Here is a 1,182-nt window from a genome sequence, read left to right as displayed (position 1 = left end):
GTTATTAACTAGAAAGAACAAAAGAGAGGATTAAGATTAGTATACACGGTGAAGCTATAGACTTCGACAACATTGATAATCCCCTCTCTTTTCTACTCAAATATCGTTCAGTTCTGTGAGACTTTAGATCTCGATTTTAAGTTGTTGATAGGTAAGTAGCTTGTTCTTTCCAAAATTTAGTTCTTATGAAGAAAGGTAAAAAAATTTATGGTATTGACATTAGTAAAGATGTCTTTGATGTTTATAGTATTGAGGGTGGTCATCATCAATTTAAGAATGATGAAAAAGGTTTTAAGGCTTTAGTTAAAACATTAAAAAAAGAAGCCTTAGTTGTTATGGAGGCTACAGGTTATTATCATTATCGCTTAGCCCAATATTTATATAACAAGGGTTTTGCTGTTTCTGTAGTAAATCCATTATCAGTAAAGCGATTTATTCAGATGAAGTTGGCCAAGGTAAAGACCGATAAGAGTGATGCAAAAGCTATTTGTGAGTATGGTATATTAAATGATGTTCCCTTGTATAATGCACTTAATGAAGTACAAGCAGAATGCTTACAGTTATTCAGGTTGTTAGACAATTACTTAAAGCATCGTACCGCTACGAAGAACAAATTACATGGAGAAAAGAGCTTAGGGATACCATCAAAATTTGTATATCGTTCATTAACTAGAAATCTAAAGCACTTAAATAAAGAAATAGAACTGTTAGAGGGGCGTCTTTTAGAGCTAGTTAAACAAGAGCAGCAACATCAATTGACTTTATTAAAGAGTATTCCAGGTATGGGTGTGAAGACTGCTTTATTTTTAATAGTTGTTACAGATGGATTTAAGAAGTTTGAGAGTGCAAAGCAATTGTGTAGTTATGTTGGTATTACACCAACCATTAGGCAGTCAGGCAGTAGTGTAAGAGGTAGAAGTAGGATCAGTAAAGTTGGTAATAAGAAACTTAGGAATTTATTGTTTTTATGTGCTTTTTCGGCATGTAAACACAACAAAGCATGTAAGGAATTATATGACAGAATTGTAGCTAAGGGTAAGAGTAAGAAATTGGCATTGATTGCCGTTGCAAATAAACTTTTAAAACAAGCCTTTGCAATTGCAAAAAGTGGATTACCTTATGATGAAAACTTTGTTTCTAAATTAGCTTAAAAAAGTTTGTTTTTTAACTCAGTTCTTTGTT

At 32.3% G+C, this 1,182-nt stretch carries 1 protein-coding gene; it reads left to right on the top strand.

Annotation, left to right across the window (positions count from 1 at the left end):
• Positions 1–185 precede the first annotated feature (185 nt).
• Positions 186–1,151: an IS110 family RNA-guided transposase gene (locus AC1EUY_RS16085; RefSeq protein ID WP_480196571.1), complete on the top strand. Its 966-nt coding sequence runs from the start codon at positions 186–188 to the stop codon at positions 1,149–1,151.
• The last annotated feature ends 31 nt before the right edge of the window (positions 1,152–1,182 follow it).

The organism is Maritimimonas sp. 2210JD6-3, from assembly GCF_056591795.1.
The sequence above is the reverse complement of the archived record's forward strand: the minus strand, read 5'-3'. Positions and strand labels throughout refer to the sequence as shown.